This window comes from Moorena sp. SIO3I8, from assembly GCF_010692325.1.
Taxonomy (GTDB): Bacteria; Cyanobacteriota; Cyanobacteriia; order Cyanobacteriales; family Coleofasciculaceae; genus Moorena.
The window spans coordinates 8,561-27,736 of sequence record NZ_JAAHHW010000045.1 but is presented as its reverse complement, the minus strand read 5'-3'; the positions used below and the strand labels follow the sequence as shown (position 1 = coordinate 27,736).

Sequence of the window (19,176 nt, the reverse complement as noted above, 5' to 3'; positions counted from 1 at the left end):
TTGTAAGTTTACATTCACTTCTTGCCCTGGCCGATGAGCGAGTCTTGGCTCGCTTTAAATCTATGGCATGTGAGGCTATAATTCCTCCAAAATCTAACCGTAGAGTGCAACGAAAGTACGATAAACAGCTTTACAAAGCGCAACATCTTTTTAAGAATTTATTCCCTAAAATCAAGCAATACCGTGCCATGGCAACCGGTACGATCAAACTGCTAGAAATGTCTTAGGCACAATTGATCTCGCTGCTGCTGTTGTTTGGCTTAACTGACGACACGCCCTAGGTTTTAACTACAGCCGAGGTTCCAGTCACCATCGACAACTTCATGATTCTGGGGTCCAGACAGTTTTATCTCCTTGCCCCCAAAAGCCATCATATTTGGTAAGACAAACATCACCTAAAACCTTTGTCTGACAGGCTAAGCGGCGATTTGCCGTCGGAGAATGGGGCGGAAGCGATCGCCTAGCTTTATCCTTCCAATTTGGCTCGGATACTTCCCCGTCTATCTCAACCGCACAGGTACCACAGCTACCTAATCCTCTACAGTTAATTAGTTTAGCGTTGCCGTTGTATAGGGCAACCCCATGGTCTAGTAACACCTTGCGCAGATTACTGCCCTGGTCACATTCAAAGCTTTTTCCTTGTGCTGTTACTTTAGGCATTATTCAAGATTACTCCTTATCTGTAGCTTATTTTTTAATACAATTAGATGCAGCTATGTTTAGTGTTGTGAACAAAGCCAATCTGGCAATACACTAAGGTGCTCTTATTGTTTGATGGTTCTAGATAAGCTGCGTTTATAAATATCTAGAGGTCTAGTCCTCTGACTAAGCTTTAGGCCCTCAAAGCTTACCCTTAACTACAATTTACATTTCTTTACGATAAAGTCAACTTTTATAACTGCCCATGACTTCAACAACTTCTCACCCCATCTGGATTTACGATACAACGCTGCGGGATGGTGCCCAGCGTGAAGGAATTTCATTGTCTCTAGAAGATAAGTTACGCATTGCTCGACAACTGGATGAGTTAGGTATTCCCTTCATTGAAGGAGGATGGCCAGGGGCAAATCCGAAAGATGTGCAATTTTTCTGGAAGCTCAAAGAAGAACCTCTCAAACAAGCAGAAGTAGTAGCCTTTTGCTCAACTCGACGGCCAAACATGATCGCTGCAGAAGACCGGATGCTGCAAGCTATTTTAGCTGCAGGAACGCGCTGGGTGACGATTTTTGGGAAATCCTGGGATCTTCATGTCACCGAAGGGCTGAAAACTAGCCTAGAGGAAAACCTAGCCATGATTCGGGATACCATAGAATACCTCCGTAGTCAAGGGCGTCGGGTGATTTACGATGCAGAACACTGGTTTGATGGCTATAAAGCCAATCGAGACTATGCCCTCAAAACCCTGAAAGCTGCTAAAGATGCGGGTGCAGAATGGCTAGTACTGTGTGACACCAACGGTGGTACCCTACCCGATCAAGTTAGTCAAATTGTTAGAGATGTAGCTAAAGAGTTGAACGTTGGAAGGTTGAATGTTGAAAGTGAGTTGAACGTTGGAAGGTTGAATGTTGTTCGCGAAGCGTGGCCAAAAGGCCAAGGTTCTAAGCTTCAACCCGCTAAGCTTCAACCCGCTAACCTTCAACCCGCTAACCTTCAACCTGCTAACCTTCAACCTGCTAACCTTCAACCTGCTAACCTTCAACCTGCTAACCTTCAACCGCCTAACCTCCAACCCATGTTAGGAATCCATACCCATAATGATTCCGATACAGCGGTTGCTAATGCCTTAGCTGCGGTATCTGAGGGAGCGTGTATGGTTCAGGGAACGATTAATGGTTATGGTGAACGCTGTGGTAATGCTAATCTCTGTTCTGTGATTCCTAACTTACAGTTGAAGCTTGGTTATTCCTGTATTGAGGATAATCAGCTGGCCAGACTGACCCAAGCTAGTCGTTTAATTAGCGAGATTGTCAATCTTGCTCCCAATGACCATGCTGCCTTTGTGGGTCGTTCAGCCTTTGCTCACAAAGGTGGCATCCATGTGTCAGCGGTGGCAAAGAATCCTCTGACCTATGAACATATTCAGCCAGAACAGATTGGTAATCAGCGTCGGATTGTAATTTCTGACCAGTCGGGATTGAGCAATGTCTTAGCAAAAGCCCGTAGTTTCGGTCATGATTTGGATAAAAAAGACCCCGCCTGTCGCGAAATCCTGGAACGCCTCAAAGATCTAGAAAATGAAGGGTATCAATTTGAAGCAGCGGAAGCCAGTTTTGATTTGTTGATGCGGGATGCTTTGGGATATCGAGAACATCCCTTTGAACTCAAAGGCTGTCAGATACATTGCGATATGCTACAAGGGGTCCGTAAACCCTACAGTAATTCTGTGGCAACCATTAAAGTATCTGTTAACAACCAGGATATTTTGGAAGTAGCAGAAGGCAATGGACCAGTGTCAGCCCTTGATGCAGCGTTGCGCAAAGCCTTAGTGAACTTTTACCCAGAGATTGCGGCTTTTCATCTAACCGACTATAAAGTGCGGATTCTGGATGGTGCTGCTGGCACATCGGCTAAGACAAGGGTGCTAGTGGAATCAAGCAATGGAGAACAGCGCTGGACAACTGTGGGGGTTTCCAGTAATATTCTTGAAGCGTCCTATGAAGCTGTGGTGGAAGGCATTGAGTATGGTTTGCTGTTGGAATCTTCAGCAAAAACACCATTGAGCAATTCCCCAGCCCTGAAAGAGCGGTAATTAGAGCGCTAATTAGTAATTAGTAATTAATTTTTGCTATTTGCTCACTAGCGTGCTACCCAAAGTAGACTATCTAGCTTCGCCTTGGTGAGAACCTCTTGGGGAGGTAACTTATGATAAGGCCCTTCCCAGTTAAGGGGTTGGTATACGTATAGGATCGAGGCATTTTCCTCAAACCTACAAATCACTTTACCAGTGGACCCTTCCTCACCTGGCAAGCAGTCTAGTTTCTCTTGTCCAGGAGTGGCTGAGTAGGCTATTCCTACTTTCACATCCTTTGGACCAGGGATGCGATCGCTTAGTATTTCAATCCTGCCGATTTTTTGCTGGGAGATGTCGGCATCGATTTCCACTACCGGGCTATCTTGCCAGTATGCTTTGAAAATATCGTAAGTTTCGCCTTCAGCAGAGGTGGTTTCTTTTTTTACGGTATAACTGGGCAAAGCACTCTTGATGGTATCAGCATCAAAGTTGCTGGTTTTGTTGAGTGTTCCCAAACCTTCCGGAGTCAGCCTGAGATTAGACTTAGTTTCAGGCGGGGAAGGTTCCTTGGTGCAAGCGCCCAGGATACTGGTGACTAGGACTATGCTGGTTAGGGTAAACAGTGTTTTTCTATACAATAGACCTCTCCAAAAACTTGAAAGTATCTCAGTAACTGCTTTTCAGCAGCCAAATTGAGCAAGTCAATTTTAGGTTGAGTTAACGCTATAACAGGCTTGACGAAGCTATTGATGTTAATTTAGCACCAAAACTATGAGTATAGAAAACCTCAATTGTTTCAGCCCTTTAATGAGATGCCTTTACCCTGCAAGTGAGTTTGAGTAAGCTTAATGAAGGCAAGCAGCAGGAACAGCAGGGAGATGGAAAACCTCCGGGTTCAGCAAAACCGAGTGTCTGGCTTAGTTTAACACTTTTCCCCCTGTTGGTTAAGCCACTCAAGTAAATGCTTATTAATTTCTTGTGGCTTTTCCAATTGAAGCCAATGATTGGATTTAGATATTTTTATATATTTCCACTCCGACTGCACTAGAGCACTCGATTTACTCATCTGTTCCTCAGCCATAAAGTTGTCTCCAGAACTCCAAATACCAAGAGTTGGAACTTTTATTAAAGTTAGCTGTGATTGTTGTTGGCGAAGTGAAGATAAAATAAATGGAAGTATCGGATTAGCTTTTTCCCAGACTTGAATATAAAAAGGTTTTTTTTCAAGTAAAAATTTTTCAACTACATTTTCTTTGTCGGGGTGACCACGCAGTACCCACCTAAAAATCAATCCATTCATTGCACGATATATAGGGATTGCCACAGGTAAGGGGTTGAAAATTAGATACCAGCTTTTTAGGATTGACTCTAGGGAAAAGTTTTTTACTAATGCCAGAGGATGCCCTACTGATAAGGCAACATATGACACGAGCCGTTCTGGATACCTTGTGGCTAATTCCCAACCTACTACTGCACCGTAATCGTGAGCAATGCAATGGGCTTTTTCCAGATTCAGTGCGTCCATCAATCCGATCACATCAGCAGATAGGGAGGCGAGGGTATATTTATTTAAGTCTTCAGTTTTTTCACTCTGCCCATGACCAAGCCAATCAAGACAGATAACACGGTATCCAGATTGTATCAGAGCCGGAATCTGAAATCTCCATAAAGAACTGTCATCCGGCCATCCATGTAGTAGGATTACGCTATCGTTTCCATTACGCGAATCTTGGACATAATATTCACAACCGTTAATTTTGATATAAATTTCTTCCATATTCCCGTTAATCCGAACTTAGGTTGAATAAAACCAGCGAAAGTAGACCGCTACCAGCAGTGTAATTCCTAGCTCAACAATACCGAAAGCGATGACAGCACCCTCTATACCCATTTTTTGAAAATTCTCTACTGCAATCAGTAGTACAATTCCTAAGTTCCGCGAGGCAGTCGTCAAGGTCACTGATTTCCGCGTGCGAGTTTGAGAACCACCTAGTCCCCAACCACTGACCAAAGTCACGACTGTAAATAGTACCATAGCGGTAAACGACAGCCATCCAATACTAAAGAGTATGTCGAAATTTTGGCACAGAACCAGAAGCAGGAGTGCTACAAACAGAATATCTGAGAGCATCTTGACTGGAGAAAGTAAGCGCTTGGCAAGTCGCACACTCTTGTGGCGAATAGCAAAACCAGTAAGTAAAGGAAGTAACTGAAAGAATACCAGGCTCCAAATAATGGGCAGAGTGTTGATGAGTGTATCTTCAACCCCAGCGTAACTTAAGCGAACCATCAAGGGTGTGATGCCCACTGCTAAGATCGATAAAGTAAATGTCAGGCCAATAGCAGAAGCCAGATCGCCACCAGCAATAACAGCTAATTTTGGTGCAAAGGGTGCTCCTGGCGCTGCTGATGCAAGCAAGAGAGTTACTGCTGTAGTTTTTGGTAAAGCAAGCCCCTGTGTGAGTAGCAAAGCCGCGATCGGTACAATCAGGAAGTTGATTAACAACGAACGTACTATCAAATCTGATTTGCGAAATGTACGCAGGATATCCTCTATCGTAAGTTTAAAGCTAACCGACAGCATTAGGGTTGTAATGAATAATTGCAACAGAAATGTAACTAGCACGAGCAATACAGCATCTCATCTAATTCGCGTTCTTCTCCTGGGAGAGTCTGTTCAATTTCGCCAATTGCGTTGGAATAATCGGATATTAGCTCAGTAATAGTGTCAGAGCTAGACATTACCAGTTCTGCCGGTGTCCCAGATAAAACTCTTTCAAGTTTCTGTTCAAAATTAAGTTTTGCCCAAGTAACAGTACGATATAGACGCTCCGAACCAGAACGTTTAAAAGCACCTTCAACTGCAGCTAGTAGGATTGCTAGAGTAACTACTTCGCCAGTACAAGCATAGAGCCAGCGACTAGCGACACTCCTCTCGGAAAAAGGAATTTTAGAACTAGTGTAGCGAGCGTTAATTTGTTCCACCGCTACTTTTAAGATATCAGCAATTTGAGGTGCTTCCAGACCCTGGCAAATAAATTGGTATAATTCTTCGCTTTTATTGCTGATTTTAGAGCCAATAAACATATTCAAGGTTTCAGTAGGTCCTTCATAAATGCGAAGAATCCTAGAATCGCGCAGAAGTTGAGGTGCAATATTTGTTTCGATATAACCCCGACCTCCTAGCATCTGAACCAGGCTATCAGCCGCTTGCCAGAAGAACTCTGGACCAACTATTTTGCAGGCAGCATAAGCCTCTACAGGAATAGCACATCCGTCATCCAGTAGCTTAGCAATTCGAGTTACTAAGCTTTCAACAGCCATAATACCTTCTGTAATATCGGTCAATTTAGCCAGTGTTACTGGATTTTTTAGCAATTGACCTGTTGATATATTTCGGCGTTTTGCATAACGAAGCATTAATTGAGCGCAACGTTTCATTCCCCCAAGACTAGCTGCTGTAATTCATAATCGCCCGTGCATCATCGCATCTTGGGCAGCTTTCATGCCTACGCCCATTTCACCTAACAAATGCTCTGAATCTATAGAAACGTTATCTAGATAAACAGCATTTTGAACCATACCACGCAACCCCATAGTCAGTGCTTCGGGACCTTGCCGTAGACCAGTGGTTCCTTGACGAACTACAAAACCACTAACTCCTAGGTATTGCCCTTCAGCATCAAAGGTCTGGACAAAAACATTGATTACGCTTGCCCATGCTGCGGAGCCAATCCAGATTTTTGTACCTTGCAATCGCCAACCTCCTTGACTATCGGGTGTGGCTTTTGCGGAAATAGCTTGAGGGTTTGACCCTGCTCCTGGTTCTGTGAGGGCAAAAGCAGCTAATTCTCGACCTGTAGCAATGAGGGGAAGAAGTTCATCTCTGAGTTGATCACCAGCATAGTTCATCAAGGGACGAATCCCAAGGACATTATGAACGCCAACAAATGAGGCCAAAGTCGGATCGATAGCCCCTAATTGCTGTATTACACGCAAAGTATCTTGATTACTCAGACCAATACCACCGTAGTTCGGTGGAACCTGCATCCCCAAGAGTCCACGATTTCCTAGATCGAGCACGATATATGGTGGGATGCAACGGCGTTCATCGATTAGCCGAGAATTGATGCGCTCATTTGCGTAGCTACGAAGCCACTCGAGTAAATCATCAGCACGTGCTTTGCTTTGTTTATCTTGAGATAACATCTGTTAATTGGTTCTTATTCCAAAACTATAACTCTTGACAAATCTTCATGTATTTGTTTTTATTAGTATTTTTATACTTACTTTATAAAGTAGTTTTACCTTCTAATGTAATCAGGTTTGTAGTTAACCCTAAATACCAAGTAATCAGTCGATCTAAGACCAGGTCTGGCAATAGTTTTGATAACCAAATATTGATCTTGGCATCTAATCCGATAACATATCGAGTTTTTGGCCTTTTCTCAATCAGTCTCAAGCTTGGGTACAATTATACCTCACGATCCCATAGCACAAGCGATTGAACAGAGCCAGAGTCAACATCAAAGAAAGCGTAGCCTCCCTACGGATGTAGTAGTTGCCCTGTTAATAGGGATGAGTTTCTGGGCAACTGACTCGATTGTCGATGTCTTCAAAAATCTGATGGCGGGACTGAATGGGACTTGGATTCGTCAGCTAGTCCGTCTAAAAACTCCAACTTCTTCATCAATTAGCGAAGCCCGCCAACGAGTTGGTCCAGCGGTAATGACTCGTTTATTTGAGTTAGTAGCACGTCCGATGGCAACAGTTAAAACTAAGGAAGCTTTCTTAGGTGGACTAAGATTGATGGCAATTGATGGCACTGTCTTTGATGTGCCCGACACCGAAACTAATAGCAGAGTTTTTGGCTATCCAGGAACGAGAAAGGGAACGAAAGCAGCTTTTCCGAAAGCCAGATTGGTGTTGTTAGTTGAGCTAGGGACTCATTTAATTACGGATGCCTTGATTAGTCCTTATCGAATCGGAGAAAGAGTCAGAGCCAGAAAACTCCTTCGTGGAGTTGGACCGGGAATGCTTGTCATGTGGGATAGAGGATTACATTCATTTAGGATGGTGTTGGAAGCCCTTAAGCAAAAATGTCACATTTTGGGTCGTGTTCCTGCTAATGTTAAGTTTGAAGTCGTCAAAATTTTGCCGGATGGCTCTTATCTATCATGGATTGCTCCTGACCGAAAATCCAAGAAGAAAGGAGCTACCCGGAAACCGGTTCGGGTGATTGAATATGTGATAGAAGAAAACGGAGTTGAACAAGTATATCGTCTGATTACAGATTTGGTTGATGTGGATCTATTTCCGGCTCTGTTACTGGCTCAAGAGTACCACTGGCGCTGGGAAGCCGAGAATACTCTTGACGAAATGAAGACTCATCTCAACGGTCGAAAAACGTTGATTCGCTCGAATAATCCCCGTGAAGTTATCCAAGAAATTTATGGTTGGTTGTTAGCACATTATTGCATTAGATGCTTAATGTTTAAAGCCGCCGAAAAAGCTGAAATTTCTCCTTTAAGATTAGGATTTACTGGAACCCTCAGAATAATGCGTCGTGCTGTTCCCTTGTTTCAGCAGGCAGTACCAGAAGAGATAAATTTATTTATGAGCTGGCTAATTGCAGAGATTTTAGATAATCAAATCCCTGCAAGAGAGGGTAGAATTAATCCACGAGTTGTCAAAAAGTCTCGGTCAAAATTCAATGCAGCTAAACCATACCATCGAAAACAAGGAACCAAATTACAACAATTAACCTTCAAGACGGTTAAAGTTGCTTAGATAAACAATGGTTTTGTTCTAACTCTTCAATTAAGTTACCTTATTATCAATTCTTCTGAGTTCTTCTTTCTTAGCCTCTTCTGATAGTTTGACACAAGGAAGGTAAAAATTCAGAATTAATCTGAGCCCTTGTTCGCGTAAATAACACGCGAACAAATACTTCCCTCTTTCCTTAACCGAGCAGTATTGGCCCAGCGCCTCCTAAGCGATGGCCGGATTGCCTGGGAAGTCTACACTGAACCCAACGGGTCAGTGTAGGAGCTGTCACCTAACTTCTCAACAAAAAAACTGATTTTGTTGACTGACTCAATCCTTTACTAAGTTAGACTTAAGTCTTCTTAAGCCATTACTGGGATACCCTCCTGACTACGCGATCGCTGAGTTTTCAGCAAAGAAATATTAGTAGTTAACAAGAAACTGGCAAAGCTAGCAATAGCAATAATTGGAAGAATCGATGTATCAGACAGAACGCTAAGAATAACCGTGCTACTGACCGGTGTTTTGGTGACCGCCACATTCACCGCTGCCATCAGGCAAAGCATAGCAATGGTGGGGTGAATTCCGGGTAAGGCGATGGAGATAGCTAAACCCAGATTGGCACCGATGAAAAATAGAGGAAAGATAAATCCGCCTCTAAACCCACCGTGGAGGGTAAAACTGATCGCAAACATTTTTGCCAAGGCAATCCCTAGTAACATGGTTACCCCCAAAGTGGGACCTTGTTCAATCACTGTTTCAATTTGCTCCTCACTAAAAAATAGGGTTTGGGGAAAGAATACAGCAATCAACCCAATAGATAATCCGCCTAGTGTAGCTAGCAAAATATGGCGATGTTCAATAGATTTAATCCAAGACTTGGTAAAGCGAAAGATATAGATAAACACGATAGCAGCTAATCCACCAGCAACCCCGAGTAATGCACCCTCAATTAAATTTAGCCAGGATAGAGCAGGTAACGTATCAAAAAGGTTAAAGCGGTAAATTCCTCCCACATCTAACCCAGTACCAAAGCGGAAAACAGAGAAGCTAAAAATTGACGCGACAATGGCTGGTACGATGGCTTCATAGTATTCCAGACTCCGGCGGTGGGGAATTTCTAGGGCAAACAATGCCCCCCCGATCGGCGCACCAAAAAAGGCACCAAGAGCAGCACTCATCCCGCAGAAGGTCAATATCCGGATATGGCTGATTGCCAGTTTAAGCTTGACTCCTAGCCAGCTACCTAAGCTACCATTAATCTGTACCAATGGTGCTTCTGGTCCTGCACTCCCCCCAGCGGTGATGGAAATTAGAGAGGTCACAATCATGCCAGGAGTTTGACGAGGCTCCATCCTACCTGGATCGTGGACTTTTTCGATCACCAACGCCATTTCACCGGGTAACCCCAAGAAGTAGAGGGATAAGCCCACGAAAAACCCACCAATGGTAGTGGCAATCCACACATAATTCCAAGAGGGTAGCCAACTCGGGAAATAGGGTTCTAGAAATTCGGGTAACCAATGCCAAACAAAATGCAAACACTGTTCTAGGACAAAATAGTAGCTAGTTGCTACTAATCCGCCAGCAATGCCAATTCCTGTAGCGCAGAGGATTAGCTTGATATAGCCTAGCTTGACGGGTTTATTGTCGCTATCTGATTTTTCCGTCTGATTAGTCCTTTGATTTACTGATGATACTTTAGCCGTCTCTGATGTCATTGTTGTCATGACCCAGTTGTCTTTTACGAAAATTGGTTATTTTTTCATCATGGACAACAAGAACTTAAATAGATAGAGTTACTATGTATGGGGTACATGAAATTAAATTGCTTTTTACATAAAAAATTGTTTAATGTATATTTTGCATAAATTTAAAATGTTTTTTGCATAAAGTAGTTTTCATAACCTTTAAAACTGACTTATCATTAACAATGGAAGCCCTTGGTGAATCAGGGGTGATCGGTTAGGGGAATTTTGCCCTCGTCTAGTCTGATGGTTCAATACCTAACATTGATTGAGGTAAGCCTGACAAGAGTTTGCCTGAGTCGGGGGTGTTGCTACAGACTACAACAAACCCTCCGAGTGCAACTCCTCTAATTGGTAAGCCAGATGCAGCAGCTAGTCCACAACTGCTCGCTTCAAATCATTGGTCTAGCTGCAAAGCACTGGCTTAAGGTTTTAGCTGTAAGCATTCAGCTGTAAAAAAAAAACAAAATTTGGGTTTGAGACGAAACCTTGGAGAGGGTAGCCAATGAGCGTCGGCAGGTTATGAGTAATAGTTTTAAGTCTTTTGTAATAAGGCTACCCTCTCCTACGGTAACTTTAAAGGACAGCAGCTGACAAGAAGTATCCCGGGATTTTAAACTTTATAGTTGGTGACCGTAGTGCTGAAACTTTTAAAAAGCTTTGGAAAATCGTAAAGCGATGCAGCGCGGTCTTGGGGAGGCAGTGCGGTCTTGGGGGTTCCCCCCATGAGCAACTGCCGTGGTTTCCCCCATGAGCGACTGCATCAAGACAAGGCTGGCATAGCTTTTGGTATGTCACTGATAAATATATTGTTTATCAAATATTTATCAGTGACATTGACCATTTAACAAAAAAAAGTTATATGACTAGAATCGAGAGTGAAAATACGAGATTGAGACACTACTTGGCTAGGCTACATCGACGAACTCTGTGTTACTCTAAATCTCAAGAGATGTTGAAGTTATCAATCAGGCTTCTTATTTATTATTTAAAGTTTCATACAATCCCAGTTTTTGCTTAACCATTCTATTATTCAGCAACGCCTGGCGTTTTACCACAGAAGATGCACGAGTCAAACTCAAACACCAAAACCGCTGTTTTTGAAACTACTGATGAAGACTCCTCTGTCTAATGCACTCTTTAAGAGTGGTCATTCCACTACGCCACTCCCTATTCCCTACTCCCTACTCCCTGTTCCCTTCGCTAAATAACAAAATTATAGGCAATCTTACCATAAATCACCACAATTTCAAGTTATCCTTGTTCAAAGATGTGGGATGGGGCGCGGGAAGGGTGGGAATAATGTGCCTCATCAGGATGAGAAACAATATAGTTACCATAATACTTATCATAGTTATCTAGTTATTGCTGGCTTCGTGCTCTGTTAAATCTGACCAAGTCTGACCAATTCTGACTAAGTACGGTTTCAGGTTCTTAGCCAAGAAATTTTTATAATGGTTCATAACTCAAGAGGGAAACCAGATTCCCCTGGTGAAGGGTCATATGCTAAGAGACTTTCAACTGCTGAACTTTGTTGGGTGAGGATTTATGTTAAAAGAGCGTAAACAGCAATTTCGGTTATTGGCTGGAGCCATAGTGTTATTGGTATCAGTATGCCTGGGAGTTGTATTCTTAGGTGTCACCGTAGCAAATCAACTAGAGGAAAAAGAGGAAAACAAGACTGCCAGCCAAGGCTTAACGGAGTCAACAGGCAAATCCGCTGTAGCACGGCTGGTTTCCCTGCCACCTCAACAACGAGCAACTAACCTAGATGCCTTTGCCTCCGGTCCGAAGTCTCGGGAACAGTATCGCGCCCGTTATCTGTTGGCATCGGATTTAATTCAACAAAATCAACCAGAACAAGCCCTAAACCATCTCGAAGGACTTGAGTCAGATTATCCGGTTTTAGCATCCCACGTTGTCCTCAAACGTGCTCAAGCTTACCAAGCCATGGGGGATAGCGCTAAGGCTACAGCAGCCTGGGGTACTATCCTGAAAAAGTACCCCAACCAAGCAGTGGCAGCAGAAGCCCTTTATCATCTAGGCAAATCTAATCCTAAGCACTGGGACGATGCGATCGCAAAATTTCCCAGCCATCCCCGTACTCTAGAAATTGTCCGACAGCGCCTCAAAGCCAATCCCAACCAACTCCCATTACTATTACTCTTAGCCAAGCACACTCCTAAAGCCTTAGGAATGCAGGAGATCCGAGACCGGATCGTTGACAAGTACCCTGAGCAACTCACCCCCGAAGACTGGGAAATGATTGGCACTGGTTACTGGGAAACCTGGAAATATGGCAAAGCTGGTAAAGCCTACGCTAAAGCCCCCCGCACTCCCCGCAATCTCTACCGGGCAGGTCGAGGGCTTCATTTAGATACCAAAGCAACCAAAGGCAAAATCTTTTATCAACAGTTAATCAGCGCCTATCCCAATGCCAAAGAAACCGGATTAGCCTTAAGGCGTCTTGCTAGTATATCTAAGCCACCAGAAGCCTTAGCTTATCTGGATCAAGTCATCCAGAATTATCCCGATGAAGCTCCTCAAGCCTTGCTCGACAAAGCCAAAATCCTAGAAAAGCTCAACAGCAAAGTGTCTGCTGGCCAAGCTCGGAAGTCGGTATTGACCCAATATGCTAGTTCTGATGCTGCGGCTAATTATCGTTGGCAAATGGCTCAAAAAAAAGCAGCAAAAGGCCAGCTACAACAAGCATGGCAATGGGCGCAACCGATTACCACCAACAATCCCGATAGTGACATCGCTGCCCAAGCTGGCTTCTGGGTAGGTCGATGGGCAAGTAAGTTGGGGCGTCCTAATGATGCTAAAGCTGCCTTTGAGCATGTACTAGCTCGTTATCCAGAATCCTACTATGCATGGCGGTCGGCCAACTATTTAGGCTGGAATGTAGGGGACTTCACCTCCGTGCGCTACTTAATGCCAAAAGTGGTCAGACCCCAAGCTAGACCTTTACTAACCGACGGTTCTGCTACTCTCAAAGAACTGTACAAGCTTGGTCAAGATCAGGATGCTTGGGCTCTGTGGCAAGTGGAATTAGGAGACCGTAAGGAACTCAGTGTCTCAGAGCAATTTAGTGATGGTTTATTGCGGCTAGGGATTGGGGATAATCTCAAAGGCATTAACCAAGTCTGGAGCCTAAAACGACGAGAGACTCCCCAAGAACAAGCCGAATGGGCAGCACTGCGTGACGACCCAAAATACTGGCATGCTCTATTTCCCTTCCCTTTCCTAAATTCAATTGTTAACTGGTCTGGTCAACGGGAGCTTAATCCCTTACTCGTAACTGCCCTAATTCGCCAAGAGTCTAGATTTGAACCAGAAATCCGTTCCGTTGCTGGTGCCATGGGTTTAATGCAAGTGATGCCAGCAACAGGTAGTTGGGTTGCCCAAAAAATCCAGTTGAAAGAATACAATCTTAAAAACCCTGATGACAACATTAAATTGGGGACATGGTATCTAAGCTTTACCCACCAACAAAATAGTAATAACTCCCTATTAGCCGTTGCCAGTTACAATGCCGGTCCCGGTAATGTATCCAAATGGGTGAATAGATACGGTTTTAGTGACCCCGACGCCTTTATTGAAAAAATCCCCTTTCGAGAAACCAAAGGTTACGTGAAAACAGTGTTTGGTAATTATTGGAATTATTTGCGACTCTATAATCCTGATATTTCCCGGATGGTAGAAGCTCACGCTGCTACTAAATCCGTAGCATCATCCAATTAATTTTAGGGAGTAGGGAGTAGGGAGTAGGGAGTAGGGAAGTGTGGGGAGATGGGGAGATGGGGAGATGGGGAGATGGGGAAATAGGGAGATGGGGAGATGGGCAAATTTTTTGGTGTTTTGATCAATCACCATTGGTTTTCATATTAATGAGATACAAAGCATTTTTTCCCGATTCCCGATTCCCGATTCCCGATTCCCGATTCCCGATTCCCTGTTCCCTTTTATCGCCATAAAACTGCCCTTTTGTATTCAGAAAATCAGTAACGAATCAATCTACTGGTTACAGTTTTGATATTTGCTATTAACTTAACCGGAGCTACTTTAGGATTGAGATCCACGAGCAGATGGAGGTGGTCACTTTCTCCGTTCAACTCTATCAGGTTGCATTCCCACTTAACACAAGTTTCAGAGCAGATTTGCTGCGCGCCTGTTCGCGCAGCGGAGGCCGTAGGCCACATCAAAATTTGTTGTGATCTAACTTGACGTCTGTTTATCGTCTTACTGTACACCTTGTAATAGTAAGACGATAAACAGACCTGTTTTCTTTTGTATAATTACCTTTCATAACTATAGGATAAATGCTACAATACTAGTATGATAATCACTTACTGCTACCGAATCAAGCCAAGTCCTGAACAAATTGTCACCATGGAACGGTGGCTCGAATTGCTTCGACGCCACTGGAACTATGCATGTTTGACAAAGGCTTGATTGGCTCAATCGGACTCGTTCCCCGATTGATAGGTGTAGTCTGGTAAGTGAGCCGATCGGTGAGATTCCAGAAGAGGTAAATTACTACACTCAACAAACAGCCCTTAAGGAGACAAAACGACTGTTTCCTGAATATAAAAAAATTTATGCAGAGACTCAACAAGTTAATCTGCAAAGGTTAAACAAAGCCTGGGAAAGATGGAGAAGACCTGACGCAAGTGGTAAACGTGGGGGTAGACCTCGCTTTAAAAAAGCTGGAGAACTTAGATCGTTTGTATTCCCTAGGGTCAATAATTCTAAGGCTGGGGCACACTTGGTTGATGGTGTTTTAAAGTTAAGTCGAATCGGGTCAATGCCTGTTGTAATGCATCGACCATTGCCTGTTAGCGAAGCTTGCCCGAAGGGCGTGGGTTTTGTCCTTAAGCAATGCACCATTGTCAAGAAGGCTGATGGTTGGTACTGCTGTCTTTCAATGAAAGACGACACTGTACCTGAACTACTATCCATAGATTCAGTTAAGTCTGCCGTTGGTATTGACGTTGGCCTAGAGAAATTTTTGACCACATCTGACGGAGAGGCAGTACCTATTCCGCAGTTTTACAGGAAAGCTCAGGATAAACTTGCTCAGGCTCAAAAAGTAATGTCGCGCCGCGTCAAGGGTTCTAAGAATTGGAAAAAATCAAAGCATAAAGTAGCTTTGTTGCACCTTCACTTAACCCGTTGCCGGAAGGAATTTCATTATCAGGTTGCTCATTGGCTATGTAGTAAATACGACCTAATTGCTCACGAAAATTTAAACATCAAAGGACTCGCTAGAACTAATTTAGCAAAATCAATACATGATGCGGCCTGGGGAGCATTCTTGGAAATATTGCAAGCAGTGGCGGTTAAACGCGGTTTGTTAGTTCAGGAAGTTAACCCACGTGCCACAAGTATCGAGTGTTTTAGTTGTGGTTCTAGGGTCGAAAAAACTTTAAGCGATTCGGCGAAGCCGACGCTGCGCGAACGCATTCATTGTTGTTCCAGTTGTAAAGTTAAAATTGACCGCGACTGGAACAGTGGTATCAACATTTTGAATCGTGGACTATTGGCGGTTGGACTGCCGCTTAATGGCTGTGGTAAATCGGTACAGGATATCGTTCGCGTAGCGTCGGCATCCGCCGAGGAGCAGCAAGTCTCATTCGTGAGTTTGAGAAGCCCACATCATAATCTTTGATTTGATGTGAGAGTAGTCACAGCAGCTAATCCTAAGAAACCTAACAGTGATGTGGTTTCAGGAACAGGGGCGGGCTGAACATCAAGACTTTGGCTAACTGGTTTAAAAATACTGGTTACATCTATACCATTAGCATCAATTGCAGAAGTAACAGTAATTGCTAAGTCAGGCAATCCATCATTCTTCAACCCAGGCAGTACTTGGTCAGTTGTCCTCACTATATCTAAGATAGAGTCTGGAGAAACTCCAATTGAATCACTACGTTGAAAAAGTACTGTAGGTATTCCAAAGGGTGGGTTTTCTACTAGGCTCCCGCTAAAGTCTGAAAAGGCAGCTATATCTGCATCTGTCCTAAATCCTTCTAAAGTAACAAGCTCAGTACTATCTTGTTCTACAAGAATGTCCAATGACTGTAAATTAGCGGTGAGACCGCTAGTATCTAACACGAAAGAGAAATCAATGGTGTCACCAACATTGACTTGGAGGTCATTGATGGCATCTTGGTCTAATTGTGACCCAGTCGGAGTGAAGGATACCGAGGCTCCATAAGCTGGAGTAACTGCGATCGGCGAAGCCGCGCCAAAGGCGATCGCTCCCAGGAATACTAAAGAAGCACTAATGTGAGTTAATTTCATCGGTATTGATATAAAAAACGACTATCAATAGTTAATCAAACATTGTTTGATTTAATTTTGAAGAGTAAGTAAAGTTAACTAAAAGATTAAGTGATGAAAGTAAAAACTAATGATGAAAGAAAAAACTAACCCTAAATGCGATTGACCTTGGCCTTTGGGCCACGCTACGCGAATGGTCACGCTTCGCGAACGCATCTGAATATATGGTTCTTCAGTACCTACTATGCTAAGAGGATATCTGAAAAGTTTTTTGATACTGAATTTTGCCCCCCTAGCCCCCCAACTTTGGGGGAAGAGTCAATTTGCTTCTAAAAGTCCCCCGAGCGAGGGATTGCTCGCTCGGGGGATTTAGGGGGCTTGGATGTAGCAAATGAGACTTCTCAGACAACCTCTAAATTTCCAGTTAAAAAAACTCATAAAGCTTGCTGAATAAGGGTTATAAGGCAATTTAACTAATAAAATTTTCTGAATACTGCCTCTTTACCCTGCTCCCTGCTCCCTTTGCCAAAGTGTTTATTAGACCTCTTGTAAAAGTATTTTTCTGATAGTGTTTCCCTGGCCGTAGGCCACGCTACGCGAACAATTCTTGTCCACTGTTCCCTATTCCCTGTTCCCTGTTCCCGACTTCTGCAAGAAGTCTAATATGAAGTTATCTCCTTTACGTTAAGGGGTACCCAGAGCCAGCCTGTGGCCTAGGAAAACTCTTAGGCTGGCTCTTCCCGTGGATTTGATTGTCCACACTTTCATTATACAATAAAAAATTGCATATTATAGCATATTTTAAAAAGTTTTGTAACAAATTATTGATCGAGTCGCCAGAGGTATAGCGCTACGCGCTTTTCAGATTTATTTGAGGCTGATTTCCTGTCTTGATGCAGCGCAAAGTAGCCGATAATCTATCCAAGATTTCGGCTCTAATGGTAATCTATTTAGTTGGTAGGCACCCGATCAGGCGTTCGCGTAGCGTGGCCTAAAGGCCATGGCTTGAGCACCTACTTCATTTTTCTGTGGACAGGCATGTGATTATTTTCATTCTGAAGCCAACTGTTGTGCTACTGTTTTTGGGTCTTTATCTATTTCCTCTGTATATGGATTGAGGTCGATGTCAGGATAGAGTTTTTGCGCTTTTTTAAATTTTTTAACAGCACTCTTGATATTTGGCTCTTTTTGTGAACTAATTGCCCTACCTTGTCTTACCAGAAAGTCGGCTTTGGCTTTATCCTCCCAACTGGCATGCTTAAGACAAGCTTCTCCTGCTTTATTATTTTTAGGTGCAACGAGGTCAGGATGAAATTGCAGCTGATCACATGCCTCTTTTAAAGCCTCTTGCCAAGAGTAATTGTTCCACAAACGCACTGTTCTGTCCCAACTGCCACTGAGAATCTGTTTGCCATCTCGACTAAAAGCGATATCATTGACATAATGTGTATGACCTTTTAATGTATGAATTAGTGTACCGGTTTCTGTGTTCCACAAACGCACTGTTCTGTCCAAACTACCACTGATAATCTGTTTACCATCTGGACTAAAAGCGATATCAGTGACATCAGCTTTATGACCAACAAATGTATGGATTAGTGTACCGGTTTCTGTGTCCCACAAACGCACTGTGCTGTCTTGACTGCCACTGATAATCTGTTTGCCATCTGGACTAAAAGCGATATCAGTGACATATATAGTATGACCTTCTAATTTATGGAGAGGAAGACCGGTTTCTGTGTCCCACAAACGCACTGTGTTGTCAAAACTGCCACTGATAATCTGTTTGCCATCTGGACTAAAAGCGATATCATTGACAAAACTGGTATGACCTTTTAATGTATGAATTAGTGTACCGGTTTCTGTGTCCCACAAACGCACTGTGTTGTCGTTACTGCCACTGAGAATCTGTTTGCCATCTGGACTAAAAGCGATATCAGTAACACTATTGGTATGACCAACAAATGTATGGATTAGTTGACCGGTTTCTGTGTCCCACAAACGCACTGTTCTGTCCCAACTGCCACTGAGAATCTGTTTGCCATCTCGACTAAAAGCGATATCAGTGACATAATGTGTATGACCTTTTAATGTATGAATTAGTGTACCGGTTTCTGTGTTCCACAAACGCACTGTTCTGTCCAAACTACCACTGATAATCTGTTTACCATCTGGACTAAAAGCGATATCAGTGACATCAGCTTTATGACCAACAAATGTATGGATTAGTGTACCGGTTTCTGTGTCCCACAAACGCACTGTGCTGTCTTGACTGCCACTGATAATCTGTTTGCCATCTGGACTAAAAGCGATATCAGTGACATATATAGTATGACCTTCTAATTTATGGAGAGGAAGACCGGTTTCTGTGTCCCACAAACGCACTGTGTTGTCAAAACTGCCACTGATAATCTGTTTGCCATCTGGACTAAAAGCGATATCATTGACAAAACTGGTATGACCTTTTAATGTATGAATTAGTGTACCGGTTTCTGTGTCCCACAAACGCACTGTGTTGTCGTTACTGCCACTGAGAATCTGTTTGCCATCTGGACTAAAAGCGATATCAGTAACACTATTGGTATGACCAACAAATGTATGGATTAGTTGACCGGTTTCTGTGTCCCACAAACGCACTGTTCTGTC

Annotated in this window: 14 protein-coding genes and 4 pseudogenes; 8 read left to right on the top strand and 10 right to left on the bottom strand. The window is 43.3% G+C overall.

The genetic code is table 11. The features are described from left to right. Positions 1-62: 62 nt before the first annotated feature. On the top strand, positions 63-227 hold the full coding sequence (locus F6K51_RS18205; protein WP_293022468.1) for a hypothetical protein: 165 nt from the start codon (positions 63-65) through the stop codon (positions 225-227). 94 nt (positions 228-321) lie between these two features. Here the strand turns inward: F6K51_RS18205 and F6K51_RS18200 are convergent, their stop codons facing one another. Then, on the bottom strand, positions 322-660 hold the full coding sequence (locus F6K51_RS18200; RefSeq protein WP_293022465.1) for a 2Fe-2S iron-sulfur cluster-binding protein: 339 nt from the start codon (positions 658-660) through the stop codon (positions 322-324). Between the two features lie 244 nt (positions 661-904). On the opposite strand from F6K51_RS18200, the gene cimA reads away from it, so the two are divergent. Further along, entirely contained in the window at positions 905-2,749 is a 1,845-nt protein-coding gene (cimA, locus tag F6K51_RS18195; RefSeq protein ID WP_293022463.1) for a citramalate synthase, read from the top strand. Between the two features lie 47 nt (positions 2,750-2,796). Here cimA and F6K51_RS18190 read toward each other — a convergent pair whose 3' ends face one another. The 5 genes from F6K51_RS18190 to F6K51_RS18170 form a co-directional block, all read right to left on the bottom strand. Further along, positions 2,797-3,369: a DUF1131 family protein gene (locus F6K51_RS18190; RefSeq protein ID WP_293022461.1), complete on the bottom strand. Its 573-nt coding sequence runs from the start codon at positions 3,367-3,369 to the stop codon at positions 2,797-2,799. A 284-nt stretch (positions 3,370-3,653) separates the two neighbouring features. Beyond that, positions 3,654-4,508: an alpha/beta hydrolase gene (locus F6K51_RS18185; RefSeq protein WP_293022459.1), complete on the bottom strand. Its 855-nt coding sequence runs from the start codon at positions 4,506-4,508 to the stop codon at positions 3,654-3,656. A gap of 18 nt (positions 4,509-4,526) precedes the next feature. Further along, positions 4,527-5,357: a bile acid:sodium symporter gene (locus tag F6K51_RS18180; protein WP_293022457.1), complete on the bottom strand. Its 831-nt coding sequence runs from the start codon at positions 5,355-5,357 to the stop codon at positions 4,527-4,529. Continuing rightward, entirely contained in the window at positions 5,351-6,196 is an 846-nt protein-coding gene (locus F6K51_RS18175) for an acyl-CoA dehydrogenase family protein (RefSeq protein WP_293022526.1), read from the bottom strand. Before F6K51_RS18175 ends, F6K51_RS18180 begins: the two co-directional genes overlap by 7 nt. Further along, positions 6,197-6,940 (bottom strand): acyl-CoA dehydrogenase family protein, encoded by a 744-nt coding sequence (locus tag F6K51_RS18170; RefSeq protein WP_293022455.1) that lies wholly within the window; start codon positions 6,938-6,940, stop codon positions 6,197-6,199. Between the two features lie 228 nt (positions 6,941-7,168). Here F6K51_RS18170 and F6K51_RS18165 point away from each other — a divergent pair. Continuing rightward, positions 7,169-8,353, top strand: a pseudogene (locus tag F6K51_RS18165) (IS4 family transposase); the annotation flags it as partial. A 506-nt stretch (positions 8,354-8,859) separates the two neighbouring features. On the opposite strand, the gene F6K51_RS18160 reads toward F6K51_RS18165, so the two are convergent. Next, positions 8,860-10,227, bottom strand: a complete 1,368-nt coding sequence (locus F6K51_RS18160; protein WP_293022452.1) for a chloride channel protein — start codon at positions 10,225-10,227, stop codon at positions 8,860-8,862. An 802-nt stretch (positions 10,228-11,029) separates the two neighbouring features. Between F6K51_RS18160 and F6K51_RS18155 the strand changes: the two are divergent. The 4 genes and pseudogenes from F6K51_RS18155 to F6K51_RS18140 form a co-directional block, all read left to right on the top strand. Beyond that, positions 11,030-11,266: pseudogene (locus F6K51_RS18155) on the top strand (IS1 family transposase); the annotation flags it as partial. Then, entirely contained in the window at positions 11,259-11,456 is a 198-nt protein-coding gene (locus F6K51_RS18150) for a hypothetical protein (protein WP_293022449.1), read from the top strand. The pseudogene F6K51_RS18155 and the gene F6K51_RS18150, both read left to right, overlap by 8 nt. Before the next feature lie 337 nt (positions 11,457-11,793). Then, positions 11,794-13,989: a transglycosylase SLT domain-containing protein gene (locus F6K51_RS18145; RefSeq protein WP_293022446.1), complete on the top strand. Its 2,196-nt coding sequence runs from the start codon at positions 11,794-11,796 to the stop codon at positions 13,987-13,989. A gap of 56 nt (positions 13,990-14,045) precedes the next feature. After that, positions 14,046-14,222, top strand: coding sequence for a hypothetical protein (locus F6K51_RS18140; protein ID WP_293022443.1), 177 nt, complete (start codon positions 14,046-14,048; stop codon positions 14,220-14,222). A 24-nt stretch (positions 14,223-14,246) separates the two neighbouring features. Here F6K51_RS18140 and F6K51_RS38480 read toward each other — a convergent pair. Further along, positions 14,247-14,501, bottom strand: a pseudogene (locus tag F6K51_RS38480) (transposase); the annotation flags it as partial. Between the two features lie 82 nt (positions 14,502-14,583). On the opposite strand from F6K51_RS38480, the pseudogene F6K51_RS18135 reads away from it, so the two are divergent. Next, positions 14,584-15,916 (top strand): annotated as a pseudogene (locus tag F6K51_RS18135) (transposase). Here F6K51_RS18135 and F6K51_RS18130 read toward each other — a convergent pair. Together F6K51_RS18130 and F6K51_RS18125 are read right to left on the bottom strand one after the other, a co-directional pair. Then, positions 15,904-16,551: a hypothetical protein gene (locus tag F6K51_RS18130; RefSeq protein WP_293022441.1), complete on the bottom strand. Its 648-nt coding sequence runs from the start codon at positions 16,549-16,551 to the stop codon at positions 15,904-15,906. The pseudogene F6K51_RS18135 and the gene F6K51_RS18130 overlap by 13 nt on opposite strands. Positions 16,552-17,580: 1,029 nt before the next feature. Further along, a partial coding sequence (locus F6K51_RS18125; RefSeq protein WP_293022439.1) for a WD40 repeat domain-containing protein occupies positions 17,581-19,176 on the bottom strand: 1,596 nt, incomplete at its 5' end.

Excerpts from the sequence above, each read along its gene's own strand:
- F6K51_RS18160 (WP_293022452.1), bottom strand. The coding sequence starts at position 10,227 with ATGACAACAATGACATCAGAGACGGCTAAAGTATCATCAGTAAATCAA.
- F6K51_RS18205 (WP_293022468.1), top strand. The coding sequence starts at position 63 with ATGGCATGTGAGGCTATAATTCCTCCAAAATCTAACCGTAGAGTGCAA.
- F6K51_RS18130 (WP_293022441.1), bottom strand. The coding sequence starts at position 16,551 with ATGAAATTAACTCACATTAGTGCTTCTTTAGTATTCCTGGGAGCGATC.
- F6K51_RS18185 (WP_293022459.1), bottom strand. The coding sequence starts at position 4,508 with ATGGAAGAAATTTATATCAAAATTAACGGTTGTGAATATTATGTCCAA.
- F6K51_RS18145 (WP_293022446.1), top strand. The coding sequence starts at position 11,794 with ATGTTAAAAGAGCGTAAACAGCAATTTCGGTTATTGGCTGGAGCCATA.
- F6K51_RS18170 (WP_293022455.1), bottom strand. The coding sequence starts at position 6,940 with ATGTTATCTCAAGATAAACAAAGCAAAGCACGTGCTGATGATTTACTC.
- F6K51_RS18200 (WP_293022465.1), bottom strand. The coding sequence starts at position 660 with ATGCCTAAAGTAACAGCACAAGGAAAAAGCTTTGAATGTGACCAGGGC.
- F6K51_RS18140 (WP_293022443.1), top strand. The coding sequence starts at position 14,046 with ATGGGGAGATGGGGAGATGGGGAAATAGGGAGATGGGGAGATGGGCAA.
- cimA (WP_293022463.1), top strand. The coding sequence starts at position 905 with ATGACTTCAACAACTTCTCACCCCATCTGGATTTACGATACAACGCTG.